Source organism: Pseudomonas hormoni (assembly GCF_018502625.1).
Taxonomy (GTDB): domain Bacteria; phylum Pseudomonadota; class Gammaproteobacteria; order Pseudomonadales; family Pseudomonadaceae; genus Aquipseudomonas; species Aquipseudomonas hormoni.
In genome coordinates, this window is record NZ_CP075566.1 from 1,012,132 (window position 1) to 1,029,804 (window position 17,673).

19 protein-coding genes are annotated in these 17,673 nt (G+C 60.5%); all 19 read left to right on the plus strand.

Annotated elements, in window-relative coordinates; translation table 11 throughout:
- The 19 genes from fliH to fliA all read left to right on the plus strand — a co-directional run bounded on the left by fliH (position 1) and on the right by fliA (position 17,651).
- Positions 1–801, plus strand: a complete 801-nt coding sequence (fliH, locus tag KJF94_RS04655) for a flagellar assembly protein FliH (RefSeq protein WP_214381516.1) — start codon at positions 1–3, stop codon at positions 799–801.
- Positions 791–2,149, plus strand: coding sequence for a flagellar protein export ATPase FliI (fliI, locus tag KJF94_RS04660; RefSeq protein WP_214381518.1), 1,359 nt, complete (start codon positions 791–793; stop codon positions 2,147–2,149). The genes fliH and fliI overlap by 11 nt, the downstream gene beginning before the upstream one ends.
- A gap of 6 nt (positions 2,150–2,155) precedes the next feature.
- Positions 2,156–2,605: a flagellar export protein FliJ gene (gene fliJ, locus KJF94_RS04665; RefSeq protein ID WP_214381520.1), complete on the plus strand. Its 450-nt coding sequence runs from the start codon at positions 2,156–2,158 to the stop codon at positions 2,603–2,605.
- Positions 2,606–2,820: 215 nt separating this feature from the next.
- A complete protein-coding gene (locus KJF94_RS04670) occupies positions 2,821–3,126 on the plus strand; it encodes an STAS domain-containing protein (protein WP_214381522.1) in 306 nt (101 codons plus the stop codon).
- Positions 3,127–3,131: 5 nt separating this feature from the next.
- Positions 3,132–4,838 (plus strand): ATP-binding SpoIIE family protein phosphatase, encoded by a 1,707-nt coding sequence (locus tag KJF94_RS04675; RefSeq protein ID WP_214381524.1) that lies wholly within the window; start codon positions 3,132–3,134, stop codon positions 4,836–4,838.
- A gap of 30 nt (positions 4,839–4,868) precedes the next feature.
- Positions 4,869–5,237: an Hpt domain-containing protein gene (locus tag KJF94_RS04680; RefSeq protein ID WP_214381526.1), complete on the plus strand. Its 369-nt coding sequence runs from the start codon at positions 4,869–4,871 to the stop codon at positions 5,235–5,237.
- 82 nt (positions 5,238–5,319) lie between these two features.
- Complete coding sequence (locus KJF94_RS04685) at positions 5,320–6,687, plus strand: flagellar hook-length control protein FliK (RefSeq protein WP_214381528.1); 1,368 nt, start codon at positions 5,320–5,322, stop codon at positions 6,685–6,687.
- A gap of 161 nt (positions 6,688–6,848) precedes the next feature.
- Entirely contained in the window at positions 6,849–7,349 is a 501-nt protein-coding gene (gene fliL, locus KJF94_RS04690; RefSeq protein WP_214381530.1) for a flagellar basal body-associated protein FliL, read from the plus strand.
- 9 nt (positions 7,350–7,358) lie between these two features.
- Positions 7,359–8,327, plus strand: coding sequence for a flagellar motor switch protein FliM (gene fliM / locus KJF94_RS04695; protein WP_008024584.1), 969 nt, complete (start codon positions 7,359–7,361; stop codon positions 8,325–8,327).
- Between the two features lie 69 nt (positions 8,328–8,396).
- Entirely contained in the window at positions 8,397–8,855 is a 459-nt protein-coding gene (fliN, locus tag KJF94_RS04700; protein ID WP_008151080.1) for a flagellar motor switch protein FliN, read from the plus strand.
- Positions 8,856–9,293 (plus strand): flagellar biosynthetic protein FliO, encoded by a 438-nt coding sequence (gene fliO / locus KJF94_RS04705; protein WP_214381532.1) that lies wholly within the window; start codon positions 8,856–8,858, stop codon positions 9,291–9,293. It begins immediately after the preceding gene.
- Positions 9,293–10,051: a flagellar type III secretion system pore protein FliP gene (gene fliP, locus KJF94_RS04710; RefSeq protein WP_214381534.1), complete on the plus strand. Its 759-nt coding sequence runs from the start codon at positions 9,293–9,295 to the stop codon at positions 10,049–10,051. The genes fliO and fliP overlap by 1 nt, the downstream gene beginning before the upstream one ends.
- Entirely contained in the window at positions 10,048–10,317 is a 270-nt protein-coding gene (fliQ, locus tag KJF94_RS04715) for a flagellar biosynthesis protein FliQ (protein ID WP_214381536.1), read from the plus strand. Before fliP ends, fliQ begins: the two co-directional genes overlap by 4 nt.
- A 3-nt stretch (positions 10,318–10,320) precedes the next feature.
- On the plus strand, positions 10,321–11,103 hold the full coding sequence (gene fliR / locus KJF94_RS04720) for a flagellar biosynthetic protein FliR (protein ID WP_214381538.1): 783 nt from the start codon (positions 10,321–10,323) through the stop codon (positions 11,101–11,103).
- 2 nt (positions 11,104–11,105) lie between these two features.
- Entirely contained in the window at positions 11,106–12,245 is a 1,140-nt protein-coding gene (flhB, locus tag KJF94_RS04725; protein WP_214381540.1) for a flagellar biosynthesis protein FlhB, read from the plus strand.
- Between the two features lie 252 nt (positions 12,246–12,497).
- Entirely contained in the window at positions 12,498–14,627 is a 2,130-nt protein-coding gene (gene flhA, locus KJF94_RS04730; protein WP_214381542.1) for a flagellar biosynthesis protein FlhA, read from the plus strand.
- A gap of 11 nt (positions 14,628–14,638) precedes the next feature.
- Positions 14,639–15,967 carry a flagellar biosynthesis GTPase FlhF gene (gene flhF / locus KJF94_RS04735; RefSeq protein WP_214381544.1) on the plus strand — a complete coding sequence of 443 codons (1,329 nt, stop codon included), beginning with the start codon at positions 14,639–14,641 and terminating at the stop codon, positions 15,965–15,967.
- 116 nt (positions 15,968–16,083) lie between these two features.
- Positions 16,084–16,914: a flagellar synthesis regulator FleN gene (gene fleN / locus KJF94_RS04740; protein ID WP_008001746.1), complete on the plus strand. Its 831-nt coding sequence runs from the start codon at positions 16,084–16,086 to the stop codon at positions 16,912–16,914.
- A complete protein-coding gene (fliA, locus tag KJF94_RS04745; RefSeq protein WP_007894214.1) occupies positions 16,911–17,651 on the plus strand; it encodes an RNA polymerase sigma factor FliA in 741 nt (246 codons plus the stop codon). Before fleN ends, fliA begins: the two co-directional genes overlap by 4 nt.
- The last annotated feature ends 22 nt before the right edge of the window (positions 17,652–17,673 follow it).

Below are 17,673 nucleotides of genomic sequence, written 5' to 3' on the forward strand. Positions count from 1 at the left end.
ATGTCGTCCAAACATGATGAGTCCCAGACCGACCTGATCCGTGCCAAGGACGTCGGTGGTTTCGATGTCTGGTCGCTGCCCAGTTTCGACCCGCACGTACCGGAGCCCGAGCCTGAACCTGAGCCCGAGCCACCGGAAATGGAAGAAGTGCCGCTGGAAGAAGTCCAGCCACTGACCCTCGAAGAGCTCGAAAGCATTCGCCAGGAGGCCTACAACGAAGGCTTCGCGACGGGCGAGAAAGAAGGGTTTCACAGCACCACGCTCAAGGTTCGTCAGGAAGCCGAAGCAGTCCTTACACCGAAAGTCGCGGCACTTGAGCAACTGATGGCCAACCTGTTCGAGCCTATCGCCGAGCAGGACACGCAAATCGAAAAGTCGCTGGTCGACCTTGTTCAGCACATCACCAAACAGGTGATTCAGCGCGAACTGGCCATCGACTCGACTCAGATCGAACACGTCATGCGCGACGCCCTCAAGCTGTTGCCGCTGGGCGTGGGCAATGTGCGGCTGTACATCAATCCGCAGGATTTCGAACAGGTCAAAGCCCTGCGCGAGCGCCATGAAGAAACCTGGCGCATCGTCGAGGACGAAGCGTTGTTGCCTGGCGGTTGCCGGGTCGAGACTGAGCACAGTCGCATCGACGCCACGGTCGAAACCCGGATCGCCAGGGTCATGGACAAGCTGTTCGATCAGTTGCACGAACAGGCCTTGCACCCGGCCGCGCCGGACCTGAGCCTGGAACTGCCGATCGACGCCAAGTCTGCCGTCGCAGCCGAACCGGAAGATCCCGATGCGCCTTGACCGCACCAGCTTCGCCAAACGCCTGGGCGGTTACGCCGAGGCCACGGAGCTGGCCGGCGCGCCGATCCTTGAAGGCCGCCTGTTGCGCATGGTCGGCCTCACTCTTGAGGCCGAGGGTTTGCGCGCGGCCATGGGCAGTCGCTGCATGGTGATCAACGACGACAGTTATCACCCGGTGCAGGTCGAAGCTGAAGTCATGGGTTTCTCCGGCAGTAAAGTCTTCCTGATGCCGGTCGGCAGCGTTGCCGGCATCGCGCCCGGCGCTCGCGTGGTGCCTTTGGCTGACACCGGTCGCTTGCCGATGGGCATGAGCATGCTCGGGCGGGTGCTGGATGGCGCCGGTCGTGCGCTGGACGGCAAAGGCGGGATGAAGGCTGAAGACTGGGTGCCGATGGACGGCCCGACCATCAACCCGCTCAAGCGTCACCCGATCAGCGAGCCGCTGGACGTGGGCATTCGTTCCATCAATGGTTTGTTGACGGTCGGTCGCGGGCAGCGGCTCGGGCTGTTCGCCGGTACCGGCGTCGGCAAGAGTGTGCTGCTGGGCATGATGACCCGCTTCACCGAGGCCGACATTATTGTCGTCGGGCTGATCGGTGAGCGGGGTCGAGAAGTTAAGGAATTCATCGAGCACATCCTCGGTGAAGAAGGCCTCAAGCGTTCAGTGGTCGTGGCGTCCCCGGCGGATGACGCGCCACTGATGCGTCTGCGCGCCGCGATGTATTGCACGCGGATTGCCGAGTATTTCCGCGACAAGGGCAAGAACGTCCTGTTGCTCATGGACTCCCTGACCCGTTTCGCCCAGGCCCAGCGGGAAATAGCCTTGGCCATCGGCGAACCACCGGCGACCAAGGGTTATCCGCCATCGGTGTTCGCCAAGTTGCCGAAACTGGTGGAAAGGGCCGGTAACGCCGAAAAGGGCGGCGGTTCGATCACGGCGTTCTACACCGTGCTGTCCGAAGGTGATGACCAGCAGGATCCGATCGCCGATGCGGCTCGGGGCGTACTCGACGGGCACATCGTCCTGTCCCGGCGTCTGGCCGAAGAGGGGCATTACCCGGCCATCGATATCGAAGCGTCCATCAGCCGGGTCATGCCGTCGGTGGTGTCGCCGGAACACATGGCCCGCGCGCAGTATTTCAAGCAGCTGTGGTCGCGCTATCAACAGAGTCGGGACTTGATCAGCGTGGGCGCCTACGTCGCCGGCGGTGACCGGGAAACCGACCTGGCGATTTCCCTGCAGCCGCAGCTGGTCAAATACCTGCGTCAAGGGCTTAACGACAAGATCAGCCTGGGCGAAAGCGAATCCTATCTCGGTTCGATCTTCGCGCCCGCGGCTGGCGGCTAATCGATCATGGCCCAGAGTCGGGCAGGGCGTCTGGCGCCGGTGGTCGATATGGCCGAGAAGGCTGAGAAAACCGCCGTCCAGCGATTGGGCCATTTTCAGGGGCAGGTTCGCCTGGCTGAAAGCAAGCTTGCTGACCTTGAAGCCTTTCGTCTCGACTACCAGGAACAGTGGATCATTCGCGGCAGTAGCGGCGTTTCGGGCCAGTGGTTGCTGGGGTATCAGGGCTTTCTTGCGCAATTGGGCGTCGCCATCGATCAGCAGCGGCAAAGCCTGGCGTGGCATCAGAACAACCTGCACAAGGCGCGGGACACCTGGCAGCAGGCGTTTGCCCGGGTCGAAGGCTTGCGCAAGCTGGTTCAGCGCTACGCGGACGAGGCGCGGCAACTGGAAGACAAGCGCGAGCAGAAGCTGCTGGACGAGTTGTCGCAGCGGTTGCCGCGCGAAAGTCCGTATTGAGTCAGTGAAACCGCGTTATCGTTCTTCGCGGGCAGGCCTCGCTCCTACAGGTTTTGTGTCACTCCTCTAATCGGCGAACGACACAAAACCTGTATGAGCGAGGCTTGCCCGCGAAGGCGTCCTTCAATATTCCACAAATTTCCAGCCTTGCCCCCATTCCCGCCAAGTGCTAAACCTTGTACACGTACGTTCGCCCATGACAAGGAAGCCGTTCAATGTCAGTCGTTACAGAAGTCTCCCAGGATGGACAAAAACTGACGATATCGATCAGAGGACGATTCGATTTCGCCAAGCATCAGGAATTTCGTGAATCCTACGAAAACCTTGAGCCAAAACCCGAGTCCTTTGAAGTGAACCTGAAGGACGCCACTTACCTCGACAGTTCAGCACTCGGCATGTTGTTGCTGCTGCGTGATCACGCCGGTGGAGAGAACGCCGAGATCACGTTGACCCACGCCAACGCCGATGTGCGCAAGATTCTCGCCATCTCCAACTTCGAACAGATCTTCGACGTGGCGTGACGGCCATGCAATCGTTGTTCGAACCGCTGACGATACTGATCGCTGAAGACAGCGCGGCCGATCGCATGCTGCTGTCGAGTATCGTTCGCCGCCAAGGCCATGAAGTACTGACGGCGGCCAATGGCGCTGAAGCGGTCGAAGCGTTTCGCCAGCAACGACCGCAACTGGTCTTGATGGACGCCATGATGCCGGTGATGGATGGTTTCGAGGCGGCGCGGCAGATCAAGGCGTTGGCTGGGGAAACCCTGGTGCCGATCATCTTTCTGACCTCGCTGACCGAAAGCGAGGCGCTGGCCCGCTGTCTTGAGGCTGGCGGCGACGACTTTCTGGCAAAGCCCTACAACCAGGTGATCCTCGCCGCCAAAATCAAGGCGATGGACCGCTTGCGGCGGCTGCAGGCCACCGTGCTGGAGCAGCGTGACCAGATCTCCAGGCATCACGATTACCTGCTCAACGAACAGCGTGTGGCCAAGGCCGTTTTCGATAAGGTTGCCCATTCCGGCTGCCTGAACGCCCCCAATATCCGCTACTTGCAATCGCCCTATGCGCTGTTCAATGGCGACCTTTTGCTGGCGGCATTCACCCCGGCCGGCGACATGCACGTGCTGCTCGGCGATTTCACCGGCCATGGTTTGCCGGCCGCCGTCGGGGCCATGCCGCTGGCTGAAGTCTTCTACGGCATGACCGCCAAGGGCTACGGCCTGTCGGAAACCCTGCGCGAGATGAACGCCAAGCTCAAGCGCATCCTGCCGGTGGACATGTTCTGTTGTGCAACGATGCTGTGCCTGAGCTTTCAGCGACGCTCGGTGGAAGTCTGGAACGGCGGAATGCCGGACGGTTATCTGCACAACATTGCGAGCGGCGAGCGCACGCCGCTGACGGCCCGGCATTTGCCGCTCGGTGTGCTCAGTCCGCAGACTTTCGATGACCGCACTGAAGTCTTTCCGATGGCTGTCGGCGATCGGGTGTTCCTGTTGTCCGATGGGGTCATCGACACCTGCGACGCCCGTGAGCAGTTGTTTGGTGTCGAGCGGTTACAGCAGGTGTTTGCGGCCAACCGTCAGCCTGACCAGCTTTTCGAAGAGATCGAGCAGGCGCTGCGGGATTTTCGTGGCGAGGCCCGCGACGATGTCAGCATGGTCGAAGTCAGCTTGCTTGAAGCGGAGCAACTGAGTCCGCCGGCGCCCGTCTATTCCGATAGCGGCCAGTCCTGCCCGCTGGACTGGTCGGTGAGTTTTGAGTTCCGCGCCGCCACCCTGAAACGCTTCAATCCGCTGCCGTATCTTTTGCAGTTGCTGTTGGAGGTCCATGGTTTGCGCGCGCAGAGCGGGGCGCTCTACAGTGTGCTCGCGGAGCTGTATTCCAATGCGCTGGAGCACGGCGTGCTGGGTCTGGATTCGAGCCTCAAGCGCGATGCTTCGGGTTTTACCCGCTATTATCAGCAACGCAATGCGCGTCTGGATGAGCTTCAGGACGGCTATGTTCGGGTGCATTTGCAGGTCGCGCCAAAGGACGACGGCGGTTGCCTGACGATTCGGGTCGAAGACAGTGGCAAAGGTTTTGATGTCGAGCGGGTAATGGCGCGCCCGGTTGATGGCATCCGTCTGTCGGGACGTGGTGTCAGTCTGATCCGCCAGTTGAGCCGCAACGCCAACTGGTCCGACGAAGGTCGAAGTGCCCGCGTGGAATTTTTCTGGGAGGCTCTGGCATAATCCGCGCATTCTTGATCAAGGAGTGAGCAAGTGGCTGACACACATCTGGACCGCGACGTGCTGAGCGCGTTGCAAGAGGTCATGGAGGATGAGTATTCAATTTTGCTGGATACCTTCCTCGCCGATTCCGAAGAGCGCTTGAGTCAGTTGCACAAGGCTGGCGATGCCGAGACGCTCGGTGCCACGGCGCACAGTTTCAAGGGCAGTTGCAGCAACATGGGCGCCATACGCCTCGCCGAGCTGTGCCATGAACTCGAGCAGCGCAGCAAGCAGATGCCCCTCAGCGGCATCGAGAAACTGGTCGGAGAAATCGATGGCGAATTCGCCATTATCCGTCCCCTCTACGAAGCAGAGCGCCAGCGCTCTCTCGCTGACGGTGCGACCGTCCGGCGTTTTTAACGCCGCTTGAGAAAAACTGGCTCAAGCCTTGCAGGTATCAGCGCAACTGTACCTACGATCCCAGTGCAGCGGAGACCGTTTCATGCCCGTTACCCCCAATATTCTTCTTCAGGCCGCCGCTCAGGCCAAGACTCAAGCCGCCTCCGCCAATACACCGGCGCTGTCCGCTGAGCCCGGGGACAAGGCGTCCAGCTTCGCTCAGGTTTACGCCACTCAGGCCCAGAGCAAGCCCTCTGCGGCCACCGATGCGCCGGCAAAACCGGTGCGCGATAAAACCCCGGACAGCCCCGGCAAAAAGGACGTCGGCAACGACAAGCCTGCCGCCCCGGAACCGACGGTTGCCGATAGCGGCAAATCCTTGCCCGCCGATAAACCGGCGCCGAGCGACGACAAGGCCGCCAACGAGGATGCCGTCGAAACGCCAGTGGCCGACACTGTCCCGGCCGATCCGGCCCTTGATCCTTCATTGCTGCCAGAGTTGCAACCCGTTGTGACGGCCCCTGTTGTGGAGGCGCCGCCCGTGGTGGTCGCTGAGCAACCACCAGTGGAAATGCCTGTCGCTCCAGCAGTGACGACGACGACGACGGCGCAGGTTCCTGTTGCGGCGGCGGATAGCGATTTCGATCCCGAGGCCGATCCGCTCGATGCTCTCCCGGCTGTGCGCATGGCCATGGAGCAGGGCGGCCATATTTCAGCTGCCAGCCAGGCACAGCCCAAGGCAGCACCGACGCCGACGCCGGCCCAGACCCAGGCTGATGGCGAGCCTACCTCGGCGCAGAACTTTGCCGCCGGCATGGCTGGAATGCTCGATGTGCAGGCCGACAAGGACAGCACCAGTCAGGGTGGCGAGAAAGCCTTTAGTGGGCTGATCGATGACGGCCTCAAGGATTTGAAGTCTGCCACCAGCGATACCCGCGTCGATGATTTCGCCAACCGTCTGGCTGCACTGACCCAGGCTGCCACGCCGAAAACCGCTAATGCCGTGCCGGTGAATCAGCCGATTGCCATGCATCAGAGCGGCTGGACCGAAGAGGTGGTGAACCGGGTCATGTACCTGTCCAGTGCCAACCTCAAGGCGGCTGATATCCAGTTACAGCCTGCCGAACTGGGTCGCCTCGATATTCGGGTGAACATGGTGCCGGACCAGCAGACCCAGGTGACCTTCATGAGTGCGCACCCAAGCGTTCGCGAAGCGCTGGATGGCCAGATGCATCGCTTGCGAGACATGTTCGCGCAGCAGGGCATGGGGCAGGTTGACGTCAACGTCTCCGACCAGTCTCGCGGTTCTCAGCAAGGTCAGGACCAGGCTCGACAAAGTCAGGGCGGACGCACCAACGCCAGCGGCGGTCGTCTCGACGGCATGGACGAAGAACTCGCGCCGACTGTTGCCGAAGTGGCGGCCGGCACGACGAGCGTCATCGGTTCCAGCGCGGTCGACTACTACGCCTGACCCAACGCAAAACGCTGTAGGAGCAAGGCAAGCCTTGCTCCTACAAGTGCGGTGTTCACCGATCATTCGCTGTCTCCAATACCTCCCGACACTTCTGGCATAACACTTGCTCTTGCCTTGCCGTGCGACTGTGAAAACCCGAATAGTGACGGATTATTGGCATGGCGAAGAGCGAAGCAGCAGTAAAAGACCCCGCAACCAAAGGCAAAATCAAGCTGATCATTGTGATCGTGGTGGCCCTGCTGCTGGCGATCGGCTTGTCCGTGGGGGCGACCTGGTTCTTCATGCACAGCGCCCAGAGCAAACCTGCCGCCGCGGCTGAAGTCGCCCCGGTCGGCAAGCAGCCAGCGATTTTCGAGCCCATGGCGCCGGCCTTCGTGGCCAATTACAACCAGAACGGCCGTCAGCGCTACATGCAGGTGAGCATCACCATGCAGGGCCGCAACCAGGCCGATCTGGAAGCGCTCAAAGTCCACATGCCGGTAATCCGCAATAACCTGGTCATGCTGTTCTCCGGGCAGGACTTCGCGACCCTGGCGTCGCCTGTCGGTCAGGAAATGTTGCGTCAGAAGGCGACCGCGAGCGTCCAGGAAGTGGCGCAGAAAGAGCTCGGCAAAGTGGTCATCGAACAGTTGCTTTTCACTAATTTCGTACTGCAGTAGGAACACGACATGGCCGTGCAGGACCTGCTGTCCCAGGATGAAATCGATGCGCTGTTGCATGGCGTCGATGACGGTCTGGTACAGACCGATACCGCTGCCGAGCCCGGCAGCGTCAAAAGCTACGACCTGACCAGCCAGGATCGCATTGTCCGCGGACGCATGCCTACCCTGGAAATGATCAACGAGCGTTTCGCCCGCTACACCCGCATCAGCATGTTCAACATGCTGCGCCGCTCGGCGGACGTTGCCGTCGGTGGCGTGCAGGTGATGAAGTTCGGCGAATACGTGCACTCGCTGTACGTGCCGACCAGCCTCAACCTGGTCAAGATCAAACCGCTGCGCGGCACCGCGCTGTTCATCCTCGACGCCAAGCTGGTGTTCAAACTGGTGGACAACTTCTTCGGCGGCGACGGCCGTCACGCGAAGATCGAGGGGCGTGAATTCACCCCCACCGAACTGCGTGTGGTGCGCATGGTGCTGGAGCAGGCCTTCGTCGATCTGAAGGAAGCCTGGCAGGCGATCATGGAAGTGAACTTCGAGTACATCAACTCGGAAGTGAACCCGGCCATGGCCAACATCGTCGGCCCGAGCGAAGCCATTGTCGTGTCGACGTTCCACATCGAACTCGATGGCGGTGGCGGCGATCTGCACGTGACCATGCCGTACTCGATGATCGAGCCGGTGCGCGAAATGCTCGACGCCGGCTTCCAGTCGGACCTCGACGATCAGGACGAGCGCTGGGTCAATGCCCTGCGCCAGGACGTGCTGGACGTTGACGTGCCGATCGGTGCCACGGTTGCCCGTCGCCAGTTGCGCCTGCGCGACATCCTGCACATGCAGCCGGGGGACATTATCCCGGTCGAGATGCCGGAAGAAATGATCATGCGCGCCAATGGCGTGCCTGCATTCAAGGTCAAGATGGGCTCGCACAAAGGCAACCTCGCGTTGCAAGTGATCGAGCCGATCGAGCGCCGTTAAGCGGCGCTGCTCCCCATTCGCTATTAACTGACGGCAGCCCGTTCAAGGGTTGCCCGCCGAGGACACATGATGGCTAACGACATGAATACCCAGGACGACCAGGCGCTGGCCGATGAATGGGCTGCGGCCCTGGAAGAAACCGGCGACGCCGGGCAGGACGACATCGACGCCTTGCTGGCCGCCGACGCTGCCAGCTCGCCGTCCAACCGTCTGCCGATGGAAGAGTTCGGCAGCGTGCCGAAAAACAACGATCCAGTCACGCTGGACGGTCCGAACCTCGACGTGATCCTCGACATCCCGGTGTCGATTTCCATGGAAGTGGGCAGCACCGACATCAACATCCGCAACCTGCTGCAACTCAACCAGGGTTCGGTGATCGAGCTCGATCGTCTGGCCGGTGAGCCGCTGGATGTGCTGGTCAACGGCACGCTCATCGCTCACGGTGAGGTGGTGGTGGTCAACGAGAAGTTCGGCATTCGCCTGACCGACGTGATCAGCCCAAGCGAACGTATCAAGAAGCTGCGCTGAGTGAAAAAGGTTCTGGGGTTAGTGCTGGCCTTGCCGTTCAGTGTTCTGGCGGCCGAGCCGGTGGCGACTGCTGCCGCGGCACCTGCTGTCAGCAGTGGTGTGGCGGGACAATTGACGCAGCTGGTGCTCGGTTTGTTGCTGGTGTTGGGGTTGATCTTCTTCCTTGCCTGGCTGTTGCGCCGGGTCCAGCAGGCCGGGCCGGCCGGCAAGGGACAGGTGATCGAACTGATCGGCTCCCGCGCGCTGGGCCCGCGTGACCGTTTGATGCTGGTGCAGGTTGGCAACGAGCAGATTCTGCTCGGGTTGAGTCCCGGTACCATCACCGCTTTGCATGTGCTCAAGGAGCCGGTGCAAGTGCCGGTCACCGAGAAAGCGACCCCGGAGTTTGCCCAGCGCCTGATGGAGCTAATGGGCAAGGATCAGAAGGATAAGAAGTAATGGGTGCGCTACGCATCATCTTGACGCTGGCCCTGATGCTGGCCGCGCCGCTGGCCTTCGCCGCCGACCCGTTGTCGATCCCGGCGATCACCCTGGGCACCAATGCCCAGGGTGCTCAGGAATACTCGGTCAGCCTGCAGATCCTGCTGATCATGACCGCGCTGAGTTTCATTCCGGCGTTTGTCATGCTGATGACCAGTTTCACCCGGATCATCATCGTCTTCTCGATCCTGCGTCAGGCTTTGGGCCTGCAGCAGACGCCGTCGAACCAGATCCTTACCGGCATGGCACTGTTTCTGACGATGTTCATCATGGCGCCGGTGTTCGACCGGGTTAACCAGGATGCCTTGCAACCGTATCTGGCGGAAAAACTCACCGCCCAGGATGCCGTGGCCAAGGCCCAGGTGCCGATCAAGGACTTCATGCTGGCCCAGACGCGCAGCAGCGATCTTGAGCTGTTCATGCGCCTGTCCAAGCGCACCGACATCGCGACGCCGGATCAGGCGCCGCTGACCATTCTGGTGCCGGCCTTCGTCACCTCTGAATTGAAAACCGCGTTCCAGATCGGCTTCATGATCTTCATTCCGTTCCTGATCATCGACCTGGTGGTGGCCAGTGTGCTGATGGCCATGGGTATGATGATGCTCTCGCCGCTGATCATTTCCCTGCCGTTCAAGATCATGCTGTTCGTGCTGGTAGATGGTTGGGCGCTGATCATCGGTACGTTGGCGAGCAGCTTCGGCGGTGTCTCGCCATGACGCCGGAAGTCGCGGTAGACATCTTCCGGGAAGCGCTCTGGCTGACCACCATGATGGTCGCCGTGTTGGTGATTCCGAGTTTGCTCGTGGGTCTGTTGGTGGCGATGTTCCAGGCCGCCACCCAGATCAACGAACAGACCCTGAGCTTCCTGCCGCGCCTGCTGGTGATGCTGGTGACGTTGATCGTCGCCGGTCCGTGGATGGTGCAGACCTTCATGGAATACATCCTGCAGTTGTACGGCAATATTCCTCGGGTCATTGGCTAAGCCATGTCACTGCTGCAGCTGACCGACACCCAGATCAGTACCTGGGTTGCTTCGTTCATATTGCCGCTGTTTCGCATCGGCGCCGTCCTGATGACCATGCCGATCTTTGGCACGACTCTGGTGCCGACCCGCGTGCGATTGTATTTCGCCCTGGCAATCACAGTGGTTGTCGTGCCCGGCCTGCCACCGATGCCGCAGGTTCATGCGCTGGACCTGAGCGGGCTGCTGCTGATCGCTGAACAGATCATTATCGGCGCCTTGATGGGGCTCTCGCTCCAGCTGTTTTTCCAGGCGTTTGTCGTCGCCGGGCAGATCATTTCGGTACAGATGGGGATGGGTTTCGCCTCGATGGTCGACCCTACCAACGGCGTGTCGGCGGCGGTCATCGGGCAATTCCTGACGATGCTCGTGACCCTGCTGTTTCTCGGCATGAATGGGCATCTGGTGGTGTTCGAAGTGCTGACGGAGAGTTTCACCACGATGCCCGTCGGCAGTGCGATGCTGATCAACCACTTCTGGGAACTGGCCAACAAGCTGGGTTGGGTGCTGGGCGCGGCGATGCTCCTGGTCATGCCGGCGATCACGGCGTTGTTGGTGGTTAACATCGCCTTCGGCGTGATGACGCGGGCGGCGCCGCAGTTGAACATTTTTTCCATCGGTTTCCCCCTGACCCTGGTGCTGGGTCTGGTGATTTTCTGGGTCGGTCTCGGCGACATTCTCAATCAGTATCAGCCCTTGGCCACCGAGGCCCTGCAGCTGTTACGTGACATGGCGCAGGCGCGCTAGCCATGGCCGAGAGCGAGAGCGGTCAGGACAAAACAGAAGACCCCACGGAGAAGCGCAAAAAAGACTCCAGGGACAAGGGCGAGATCGCCCGCTCCAAAGAGCTCAATACCCTGGCAACCATGATGGCGGGTGCCGGGGGATTGTTGATCTATGGCGGCGGTCTGGCTGTGGATCTGCTGGAAATCATGCGTCTGAACTTCTCCCTGCCGCGGGATGTGTTGCTTGATCCGGGGCAAATGGGTCAGTACCTGATGCATTCGGGAAAGATCGCCCTTCTGGCAGTGCAGCCGATATTGCTGTTGCTTCTGCTGGCGGCGTTTCTGGGGCCGATTTCCCTGGGTGGCTGGTTGTTTGCCGGCAAGAGCCTGGCGCCCAAATTCAGCCGGATGAACCCGGCGGCGGGGCTCAAGCGGATGTTCTCCAGCACGGCTTTGATCGAACTGCTCAAGGCGCTGGCTAAATTTCTGCTGATTTTGTTTGTTGCATTGTCCGTCCTGCGCGCGGACATCGACGACTTGTTGCGCATTGCCCATGAGCCGTTGGAGCAGGCGATCATCCACAGCGTTCAGCTGGTGGGCTGGAGCACATTGTGGATGGCGTGCGGGCTGATTCTGATCGCGGCAGTGGATGTCCCGGTGCAGCTTTACCAGAGCCATAAAAAACTGCTGATGACCAAGCAGGAAGTGCGCGACGAGCACAAGGATCAGGAGGGGAAACCAGAGGTCAAGCAGCGGATTCGCCAGTTGCAGCGCGAAATGTCCCAGCGGCGGATGATGGCAGCGATTCCCGAGGCCGACGTGGTCATTACCAACCCGACTCACTACGCCGTGGCCCTCAAGTACGATGCGGAAAAAGGTGGTGCTCCGGTGCTGCTGGCCAAGGGTAGCGACTTCGTGGCCTTGAAAATCCGCGAAATCGCCGTGGCCAATGAAGTGTTGCTGCTGGAGTCGCCAGCCCTGGCGCGTTCGATCTACTACTCCACGGAGCTGGAGCAGGAAATTCCGGGCGGGCTGTACCTTGCCGTCGCCCAGGTGCTGGCCTATGTCTACCAGATCCGCCAGCACCGAGCCGGCAAGGGCAAGCGTCCCGAGCCGCTCAAGGATGATTTGCCGATTCCACCGGATTTGCGGCGCGATTCCTGATTTTTGTGCTAGCCGTACCGACGCCTTCGCGGGCAAGCCTTGCTCCTACAGGTCACGTCGTCCGCGAGTTGCGCATGACACGATCTTGTAGGAGCAAGGCTTGCCCGCGAAGGCGTCAGCGCAAACAACACAAATCCCCTCGATAAACCCCTCTGTTCCAAACCCCTGCAAAAGTTGGAAGGCTTCTTGCAGTAGCCGCTCTGCGTCTGCTTCGGGCGTCAAAAGTTTGCTTTAAAGGAACGGGGAATACCGGTGGATCGCTCTCAGTTTATCAACAGTGCCCGCACAAACGTCGCCGACCTGAGTCGGGGCAATCTGGGTGTGCCGTTGTTGCTGCTGGTCATGCTGGCCATGATGATGCTGCCGGTGCCGCCGTTCCTGCTGGACGTGTTCTTCACATTCAACATTGCGCTGTCGATTGTCGTGTTGCTGGTCTGCGTCTACGCCCTTCGGCCGCTGGATTTCGCGGTGTTCCCGACCATTCTGCTGGTGGCAACGCTGTTGCGACTGGCGCTGAACGTGGCCTCCACACGAGTGGTGATGCTCCACGGTCAGGACGGCCATGCCGCCGCCGGTAAGGTGATCCAGGCGTTCGGTGAGGTGGTGATCGGTGGTAACTACGTGGTCGGTATCGTGGTCTTCGCGATTTTGATGATCATCAACTTCGTCGTGGTGACCAAGGGTGCCGGGCGGATTTCCGAGGTGAGCGCGCGTTTCACCCTCGATGCGATGCCCGGTAAACAAATGGCGATCGACGCCGACTTGAACGCCGGTCTGATCGATCAGAACCAGGCCAAAATGCGCCGGATGGAAGTGGCCCAGGAGGCCGAGTTTTACGGTTCCATGGACGGTGCCAGCAAATTCGTACGCGGTGACGCCATCGCCGGTTTGCTGATTCTGTTCATCAACCTGATCGGCGGCATGGCGGTCGGTATTTTCCAGCACGGCATGACCTTCGGCGATGCTGGCAAGGTTTACGCGCTGTTGACCATCGGTGACGGTTTGGTGGCGCAATTGCCATCACTGTTGTTATCGACAGCCGCCGCGATCATGGTGACCCGTGCTTCCGGTTCGGAAGACATGGGCAAACAGATCAATCGCCAGATGTTCGCCTCGCCCAAGGCGCTGGCCGTGGCGGCGGGTTTGATGGCGGTCATGGGCCTGGTGCCCGGCATGCCACACTTCTCCTTTCTGAGCATGGCGGCCCTTGCGGCCGGCGGCGCGTACCTGTTCTGGAAGAAGCAGAACATCGTCAAGGTTCAGGCCTTGCAAGAGGTCAAGCGTCAGCAGGAGCTGCTGCCATCGCCGGCTCGCGCTCAGGAAACCAAGGAGCTTGGCTGGGACGATGTGACGCCGATCGACATGATTGGCCTGGAAGTCGGATATCGCCTGATTCCGCTGGTGGATCGCAACCAGGGTGGTCAGTTGCTGGCGCGTATCAAAGGCGTGCGCAAGAAGCTGTCCCAGGACCTGGGTTTCCTGATGCCGACTGTGCATATCCGTGACAACCTCGACCTCGCGCCAAGTGCCTATCGCCTGACCCTGATGGGGGTAATCCTGGCCGAAGCGGAGATTTATCCGGATCGGGAACTGGCGATCAACCCGGGTCAGGTCTACGGTTCGCTCAACGGCATCACCGCCAAAGATCCGGCTTTCGGGCTGGAAGCGGTCTGGATCGAAATCAGCCAGCGTGCGCAGGCGCAATCCCTCGGTTATACCGTGGTCGATGCCAGTACAGTGGTGGCAACCCACTTGAACCAGATTTTGTACAAGCACTCCAGTGAGCTGATCGGCCACGAAGAAGTACAGCAACTCATGCAGTTGCTGGCCAAAAGCTCGCCTAAACTGGCCGAGGAGCTGGTGCCGGGCGTGGTGTCGTTGTCGCAGCTGCTCAAGGTGCTCCAGGCGTTGCTGGCCGAGCAGGTGCCCGTACGGGACATTCGCAGCATCGCCGAGGCGATCGCGAACAATGCGGCCAAGAGTCAAGATACTGCCGCGCTGGTGGCCGCCGTACGCGTCGGCGTATCCCGTGCAATCGTCCAAAGCATTGTGGGGACTGAGTCGGAGCTGCCAGTTATCACTCTTGAGCCAAGGTTGGAACAAATATTGCTCAATAGTCTTCAGAAGGCAGGACAAGGCTCGGAAGAGGGCGTTCTGCTGGAGCCAAGCATGGCTGAAAAACTGCAACGCTCGTTGATCGAAGCGGCGCAGCGTCAGGAAATGCAAGGTCAACCGGTGATTCTGCTGGTGGCCGGTCCGGTTCGCGCGATGCTGTCGCGATTTGGCCGACTGGCAGTCCCGGGTTTGCATGTGTTGGCTTACCAGGAAATCCCTGACAACAAGCAAGTGACCATCGTTGCGACAGTAGGGCCCAACGGCTGAGGTAGTGGTTTATGCAAGTTAAGCGTTTTTTCGCCGCCGATATGCGTCAGGCCATGAAACTGGTTCGTGATGAGCTGGGCGCTGATGCCGCCATCATTGGCAACCGCCGGATCGCCGGTGGTGTCGAGCTGACGGCTGCCCTCGATTACAAACTGTCGGCGCTGGCCCCGCGTGTTCCGAACATGGAACTCGAGGACGAGCTGCGCAAGACCCAGTCGCGGATCGTGACCGCCCAGGCCGAACTGAGCCTGCGTAGCGAGGGCGAGAGCGACAAGTCCACCAATCGCCAGTTGTTCGCCGGTCTGCCACTCACCGCCGCCGAACCGCTGATCGAACCGACTTACACTGAACCCCGTCGTGCTGCGCCGGCCCCTGCGCCAGCCTCCGGCGGTGTCGACCCGCGGGCTTTCGATTCGATGCGTTTCGAACTCAACAGCCTGCGCGAACTGATGGAAGTACAACTCGGCTCCCTGGCCTGGAACCAGCTGCAAGGCAGTCGTCCGGCCCAGGCCAACCTTTGGCGTCGCCTGCAACGCATCGGCCTGTCCGGCCCGTTGTCCCGCGATCTGCTGGAAATGATTACCGACATTGAAGAGCCCCGTCAGGCCTGGCGCATGTTGCTGGCGCACCTGGCGCGGATGATCGCCACACCGGAAGTCGAGCCACTGGAAGAGGGCGGCGTGATTGCCATGGTCGGCCCTGCCGGCATGGGCAAGACCACCACGCTGGCCAAGCTCGCGGCCCGTTACGTGCTCAAGTACGGCGCGCAGAACATCGCGCTGGTGAGCATGGACAGCTACCGCATCGGCGCTCAGGAACAACTCAAGACCCTGGGCCGGATCCTCAACGTGTCGGTCACCCACGTCGACCCGGGCCAGTCCCTGGTGCAGGCGCTGGACCCATTGCTGCGCAAGCGTGTGGTGCTGATCGATACCGCGGGTCTTCAGGCCAGCGATCCGGCACTGCGTATGCAGCTCGAAAGCCTGGCCGGTCGAGGCATCAAATCAAAAAATTATCTGGTTCTGGCAACCACCAGCCAGAAACAGGTTCTAACCGCCGCTTATCACAGTTACAAGCGCTGCGGGCTCGCTGGCTGCATCCTGACTAAACTGGATGAAACGGCAAGCCTGGGCGAGGTGCTGAGCCTGGCAATCAGTCATGAGTTGCCGGTGGCTTACCTGACCGATGGGCCGCGGATTCCGGATGATTTGCATCTGCCGCGTCGTCATCAGTTGGTCAGCCGTGCCGTCAGCGTGCAAATGCAGGAAGAACCCAGCGAAGAAGCCATGGCTGACATGTTCGCTGATATTTACCACAGCCCGACCAAGCAGGTTGGCTGAGGTATTAATGAACAGTTTTTGTACCTACATCGATGGTCTGCCATGCATTGTTCCGTTTGTGAACGCGCAGCCAGTAATGTGGCCTCCGTCTATGCAAGACAAGGTAAAGAAATAACATGGGCAGCATGCATCCCGTACAGGTGATCGCGGTGACCGGCGGCAAAGGTGGCGTCGGGAAGACTAACGTGTCAGTGAACTTGTCCCTGGCTCTAGCTGAGCTAGGCCGGCGCGTCATGCTGCTGGACGCCGATCTGGGTCTGGCGAACGTCGACGTCCTGCTGGGACTGACACCCAAACGCACCCTGGCCGACGTCATCGAAGGCCGCTGTGAGCTGCGCGACGTGTTGTTGCAGGGGCCAGGCGGCATCCGCATCGTCCCGGCCGCGTCCGGCACTCAGAGCATGGTGCATCTGAGCCCGGCACAACACGCCGGCCTGATCCAGGCGTTCAGCGATATCGGCGACAACCTCGACGTCCTGGTGATCGACACCGCTGCGGGCATCGGTGACTCGGTAGTCAGTTTCGTTCGCGCCGCGCAGGAAGTCTTGCTGGTGGTTTGCGACGAACCGACCTCGATCACCGACGCCTACGCACTGATCAAACTGCTGAACCGCGACTACGGCATGAACCGTTTCCGCGTCCTGGCCAACATGGCCCAGAGCCCGCAGGAAGGTCGCAACCTGTTTGCCAAGTTGACCAAGGTCACGGATCGCTTCCTCGACGTCGCCTTACAATACGTCGGTGCGGTGCCGTACGACGAAAGCGTGCGCAAGGCCGTTCAGAAGCAGCGCGCGGTCTATGAAGCTTTCCCGCGTTCCAAGTGCTCCCTGGCCTTCAAGGCCATCGCACAAAAGGTCGATACCTGGCCGCTGCCTGCCAACCCGCGTGGGCACCTGGAGTTTTTCGTCGAGCGCCTCGTGCAACAAACGGCAGGACCCGTGCTATGACAGCCAGCGGTTACAACCTATACAAGAAATCGGCACGTGACGCGCAGTACGAGCTGATCGAGCGTTACGCGCCACTGGTCAAACGCATTGCCTACCACTTGCTGGCGCGACTGCCAGCCAGTGTCCAGGTCGAAGACCTGATCCAGGCCGGCATGATCGGCCTGCTTGAAGTATCGACCAAATACGACGCCAGCAAAGGCGCGAGTTTCGAGACGTACGCGGGCATTCGAATCCGCGGCGCGATGCTCGATGAAGTCCGCAAGGGGGACTGGGCGCCACGTTCGGTCCACCGCAATACCCGCATGGTCAGCGACGCAATTCGCTCGATTGAAGCTAAAACCGGCCGTGACGCTAAAGATCACGAAGTTGCGGCCGAACTCCAATTGAGTCTCGATGATTACTACGGGATTTTGAACGACACCCTGGGCAGCCGGTTATTCAGTTTCGACGATCTGTTGCAGGACGGCGAACACGAAGGGCTGCACGAGGATGGCGCGAGCGCTCATCTCGAGCCGTCACGCGATCTGGAAGATGAACGCTTCCAGGCGGCGCTGGCGGACGCGATTGCCAATTTGCCGGAGCGTGAGCGACTGGTGTTGGCGCTGTACTACGACGAAGAGTTGAATCTCAAGGAAATCGGTGAGGTCCTGGGGGTCAGCGAATCTCGAGTCAGCCAGTTACACAGCCAGTGCGCGGCCCGTTTGCGGGGGCGTTTGGGGGAGTGGCGAGCGCGCTGAAGGCAGTGTGGGGACACTGCGA